Source organism: Clostridium sp. CAG:43 (assembly GCF_000434655.1).
Classification (GTDB): Bacteria; Bacillota; Clostridia; order Lachnospirales; family Lachnospiraceae; genus Otoolea; species Otoolea fessa.
Genome location: NZ_FR895119.1, coordinates 1,462 through 7,179, shown reverse-complemented (window position 1 = coordinate 7,179; position 5,718 = coordinate 1,462). Strand labels below are relative to the sequence as shown.

Sequence of the window (5,718 nt, the reverse complement as noted above, 5' to 3'; positions counted from 1 at the left end):
CGGTGGCTGCTGCAGACGGCGGAGATCGCGGCGTTTGTATTTTTAGCATCCATTTCGGCCTATGCGGCGCTTCTGGCGTCGGGAAATGGGGCAGAGCCGCTTTTAGAGGCGGGAAAGCTGCTTTTTTATCTAGTTTTCGTGACTATATATGCCTTTGGATGCCTGGCAGTCTGCCGGAAGCCGGGATTTCTGGCGGCGCTGATTCCGGTTTTTATCCTTGCGAGCCTCCTGCTCTGCCCGATCTTTTTTGACGCTTCAGTCTTTTTGCCGGGAGCCGCGGGTATGCGAAAGCTGCTGCCGCCGTGGTGGTATCTGAGCGGCATTTTCGGTTCCCAAAGTGTCTACCCGTGAACAATTACTTTTTAACAACGTTTTTTTGGATAACTTCGATAAAAAGATTGCTATTTTTTCATTCAATTATTATAATAAAAAGAGACATCCGGTATCGAGCATCAATCTGCCGGATGTTTTCATGCGAGAAAATCAGGAGAGGAGTGAACACAATGGAAAGCCGGAGTCATAAGGCGGAATCAGACGGCAGCTACCGAGAACCGAAGGCAGCGTACACATGCATTTGCAGGAATGACAGCTGCAAACAGCGGATTCCTTGTGTACACTGCCGCATCTGTGGATAAGTTTCCGGCATTCTGCCTGTGTGCAGGAGCAGGAAGGGAGCAGCCTGTCCGATTTCCAAAATGACAATATTTTGGAAGGAGACGGGAATGTTAGAAGAAGAGAAGAAAGAAGAGCTGCTGGCTCTGCTGACCGGGAAGAAGTACCGGGAGCTGAAAAGCCAGCTGGTCGAGATGAATGAGGTGGATATTGCCTCATTTATCGAAGAATTGGATTCAGAAAAGACGGTCGTTGTATTCCGTATGCTGCCGAAAGAGCTGGCATCGGAGGTATTTGCCTGTCTGGAAGTCGAACAGCAGCAGCACATCATTACCAGTATTACGGATAATGAGCTGCGTGCCATCATTGACGACCTGTATGTCGATGATGCGGTCGATATGCTGGAGGAGCTGCCGGCGACGATCGTGCGGCGCGTACTTCAGAACTCCAGCCCGGATACGAGAAAACTGATCAACCAGTTCCTCAATTACCCGGAAAACAGCGCCGGAAGCGTCATGACGGCGGAGTACGTGGGACTCAAGAAAAATATGACGGTGGAGCAGGCATTTGATTATATCCGGAAATATGGTGTGGACAAGGAGACGATCTACACCTGCTATGTCATGGATGAAAAACGCCGCTTAGAGGGCGTTGTGACGGTCAAGGATCTTCTGATGAATGATTATGCGGCGCTCATGGGCGATATCATGGATCCGCATGTGATCAAGGCATATACGACGGAAGATCAGGAGAAGGTCGTGGAGACGTTCAATGAGTACAACCTCTTGAGTTTACCGGTTGTGGACGGCGAAGACCGTCTGGTCGGCATCATCACGGTCGATGATGTCATGGATGTCATGGAGCAGGAGGCGACGGAGGACTTCGAGAAGATGGCGGCGATGCTGCCGAGTGAGAAGCCGTACCTGAAGACGGGCGTGTTCCAGCTCGCGAGAAACCGTATTCCGTGGCTGATGATCCTGATGTTGAGCAGTATGGTGACCGGCGGTATTTTGTTAAAATATGAGAATGCCTTTTCGGTAATTCCGCTTTTGGTTACGTTTATTCCGATGCTGATGGATACGGGCGGAAACTCCGGCAGCCAGGCGAGCACGATGATCATCCGTGGTATGGCGGTCGGCGAGGTAGAACCGGCGGATATTCTGAAAGTTATGTGGAAAGAAATCCGCGTGGGAATGCTCTGTGGACTTTCTCTGGCGCTTGTCAATTTCGTGCGCCTGATGATCCAGTATCCGGGGCAGGTACTCATCTGCCTGACGGTAGTTATCAGCCTGTTCTGCACGGTTATCATCGCGAAGACGATCGGATGTGTGCTTCCGATTGCGGCGAAGACGATCCATCTCGACCCGGCGATCATGGCGTCGCCGATGATCACGACGATCGTGGATGCGTGCAGCCTGATGATTTATTTCCAGCTGGCGTGCCATCTGCTGAATATGAAGGCGTGATATAAATTACCAGCCTGCTGGCCCATGTTTTCGTACGGTCAGCGCAGTAAATGCGCAGACCTACGGAACAGTTACTTTATTTTATAATTATAATATTTCAATTATTTCTAGGAAAGGAAAAACTGTTTGGAACATAAGCTTCCAGACAGCCGTGTGAAAAGTATGACAAAGATCAGAACCAGATACGCACCGAGCCCGACAGGCAAAATGCATGTAGGAAACTTAAGAACTGCATTATACGCATACCTGATTGCAAAACATGAGGGCGGCGATTTTATCCTGCGAATCGAGGATACCGATCAGGAGCGTTTCGTTGAAGGCGCGACCGAGATCATTTACAATACGATGCGCGATACCGGACTGAAACATGACGAAGGTCCGGACATCGGAGGTCCGGTTGGCCCGTATGTACAGAGCGACCGTCAGAAACAGGGCATCTACATGGAATATGCGAAGAAGCTGATCGATAAAGGCGAAGCTTATTACTGTTTCTGCGATCAGGAACGCTTAAACAGCCTAAAGAGAGAAGTAAACGGCGAAGAGATCATGACCTATGATAAGCACTGCCTGCACCTTTCCAAGGAAGAGGTAGAGGCAAACTTAAAGGCAGGAAAGCCGTTTGTCATCCGTCAGAACAACCCGACCGAGGGAAAGACTACCTTCCACGATGAGATTTACGGGGATATTTCCGTAGATAACTCCGAGCTGGACGATATGGTTTTAATCAAATCGGATGGATTCCCGACCTACAACTTCGCAAATGTGGTGGACGATCATTTACAGCAGATCACCCATGTAGTCCGCGGTAACGAGTACCTGTCTTCTTCTCCGAAGTACAACCGTCTGTACGACGCATTCGGATGGGAGGTTCCGGTTTATGTGCACTGCCCGACCATTACGAACGAGGAGCACAAGAAGCTGAGCAAGCGAAGCGGTCATTCTTCCTATCAGGATCTGATCGATCAGGGCTTCATTTCCGAGGCAGTTGTCAACTTCGTTGCCCTGCTTGGCTGGTCACCGGAAAATAATCAGGAGATTTTCTCCTTAGACGAGCTGGTAAAAGAGTTCAACTACAAGAATATCAGCAAATCTCCGGCTGTTTTCGATATGGTAAAACTGAAATGGATGAACGGCGAGTACATCAAGGCGATGGATTTTGATAAGTTCTATGAGATGGCAGAGCCGTACATCAAGAAAGTAATTACCAAGGATCTGGATCTGAAGAAGATTGCGGCGATGGTTAAGACGAGAATCGAGATTTTCCCGGACATCGAGGGACACATCGATTTCTTTGAGACACTGCCGGAGTATGATCCGCAGATGTATGTTCACAAGAAGATGAAGACCAATCTGGAGACATCCTTAAAGGTATTAAAAGATGTTCTGCCGATTCTGGAAGCACAGGAAGATTATTCCAACGACGCCCTGTACGCGGCGCTGTCCGAGTATGTATCCAAAGAGGGCGTTAAGACCGGCTTTGTAATGTGGCCGATCCGTACCGCTGTATCCGGCAAGCAGATGACGCCGGCAGGTGCGACCGAGATCATGGAAGTGCTTGGCAAGGAAGAGTCGATCCGCCGTATCAAGAAGGGGATTGAACTTCTGGAGGCACAGCAGTAGGCTGTCGTAACCGTCGATGTTCGACTTGAAGCAAGTTTTTATCTCAGTCGAGAAGACTCCCACATCTTCAGGTGGTGAGTAATAGCAAATTTGTCTCAGTGGGAGTCCATTCTCCGACTGAGATAAATGCTCCGCGAGGATGCGCAGTGATTCTGATAGGAATATGTCAGCTTTGCTGACCAGAATCACGCGCCAAGTCTCACGGACGTTCGACTTGAATCTCAGATTAAATCAGTAGGTAGTAAATAAACAACTGCTTTTTCATGTATCGTAGATGCATGAAAAGCAGTGAAAAGGTGCGCTTTGTGAGAAATACATTCCAAGGCGCACTTTTCTTACATTTGTACTTGACAGATTTGCTTCAGATGCGCGGCAGAAGGATGTCTTGCACGTCAAAATGCGAATTTCGAAGCAAATATGCCGAGATATTCTTGAATTGTGGAGTAAGGAAACAGGAAATGGCATTCAGTAAAGCACAGACACAGGCAATCATGCATAAAGATGGTCCCATGATGGTTCTGGCGGGACCGGGATCAGGGAAAACAACGGTGATCACCCATCGGGTTCAGTATCTGACGAAGGAGTACGGAATCGATCCGGGGGATATTCTTGTGATTACCTTTACCCGGGCAGCAGCCGAGGAGATGCGGGAGCGGTATGAAGCATTGACCGGCGGCGGCTCCAGAGTCACCTTCGGCACTTTTCATTCGATCTTTTTTAGGATCTTAAAGCTGGCATACCGATATACTGCTGACAATATTGTTCGGGAAGAGCAGCAGATGCAGTTTGTCCGGGAGCTGGCTCAGGCCGGAGGTCTGGAGCCGGAGGATGAAAATGAGTTTGCAGCCTCCATTTTAAGTGAGATAAGCTCTGTCAAGGGAGAGAGGATTGCACTGGAACATTACTATTCCAAAAACTGTCCGGATGCAGTTTTCCGTCAGCTCTATGCAGGCTATGAAGAGAAAATGCGCCGGGCCGGACTCATCGATTTCGATGACATGATGGTGCTGTGTCTGGAACTTTTTACGGAAAGAAAAGATATCCTGTCTGCCTGGCAGAGGAGGTATCGGTACATCCTGATTGATGAGTTTCAGGACATCAACCGGCTTCAATATGAGATCGTGCGGATGTTAGCCAAGCCGGAAGATAATCTTTTTATCGTGGGCGATGATGATCAGTCGATTTACCGGTTTCGTGGGGCCAAACCGGAGATTATGCTGGGGTTTGAGCGGGATTATCCGGGTGCCGGACGGATTCTTCTGGATGTGAATTACCGCAGTACCGAGGAGATCGTGGCACCGGCATTGCGGCTGATCGGAGAGAACCAGAAACGTTTTTCAAAGGCCATCCATACAACGGGACGTCATGGGAAGAACGTGATCACGAAGCTCTGGCAAGATCCGGGGGAAGAAAATCTGGCCATTGCCAGGGAGATACAGCTGTATCTGCAGTCGGGAGTGCGGCCGGGGGATATCGCAGTTTTATACCGGACCAATGCTGGTCCTCGTTTTCTGATGGAAAAGCTGATGGAATACAACCTTCCCTTCCGGACAAGGGATACGGTGCCGAACCTCTATGAACACTGGATTTCGCGAAATATCCTGACCTATATCCGGATCGCCATGGGAAGCCGGGCGCGGGAAGATATTTTGCAGGTCATCAACCGTCCGAAGCGGTATATCAGCCGGGATGCGATGCCGGACGAGACGGTTTCGTTCGAGAAGATGAAGGCATTCTATGTGGATAAGGATTGGATTGCCGAGCGGATCGAGAGTCTGGAAGGGGATCTGCGGGCCATCGCCCGGATGTCACCTCTGGCAGCCGTCAATTATATCCGCCAGGGCATGGGATACGACGAATATCTGATCGAGTATGCGGCATTCCGGCGGATGCGGCCGGAGGAACTTTTAGAGACTGCCGATGAATTAAAAGAAAGTGCGGCGGGTTTCAAGACCTTTGACGAGTGGTTTGCACACATCGAGGCGTACAAGGAGGAACTGCTCCGGCAGGCGGCGCAGCG

General features: G+C 49.8%; 3 protein-coding genes and 1 pseudogene. All 4 read left to right on the top strand.

The genetic code is table 11. The features are described 5' to 3' along the window. Nucleotides 1–351, top strand: a pseudogene (locus tag QVO97_RS12660) (hypothetical protein); the annotation flags it as partial. A 371-nt stretch (nt 352–722) separates the two neighbouring features. Further along, the gene (mgtE, locus tag QVO97_RS12655; protein WP_022360674.1) at nt 723–2,078 is read left to right on the top strand and encodes a magnesium transporter; all 1,356 of its coding nucleotides are present in this window, start codon (nt 723–725) and stop codon (nt 2,076–2,078) included. Nucleotides 2,079–2,240: 162 nt separating this feature from the next. Next, entirely contained in the window at nt 2,241–3,698 is a 1,458-nt protein-coding gene (gene gltX / locus QVO97_RS12650; RefSeq protein WP_270231803.1) for a glutamate--tRNA ligase, read from the top strand. A 458-nt stretch (nt 3,699–4,156) separates the two neighbouring features. Next, on the top strand, nt 4,157–5,718 hold a 1,562-nt coding region (locus QVO97_RS12645; RefSeq protein ID WP_288189782.1), incomplete at its 3' end, for an ATP-dependent helicase.

What these genes read in the sequence shown, in the direction of transcription:
- gltX (WP_270231803.1), top strand. Translation starts at nt 2,241, where the DNA reads ATGACAAAGATCAGAACCAGATACGCACCGAGCCCGACAGGCAAAATG.
- mgtE (WP_022360674.1), top strand. Translation starts at nt 723, where the DNA reads ATGTTAGAAGAAGAGAAGAAAGAAGAGCTGCTGGCTCTGCTGACCGGG.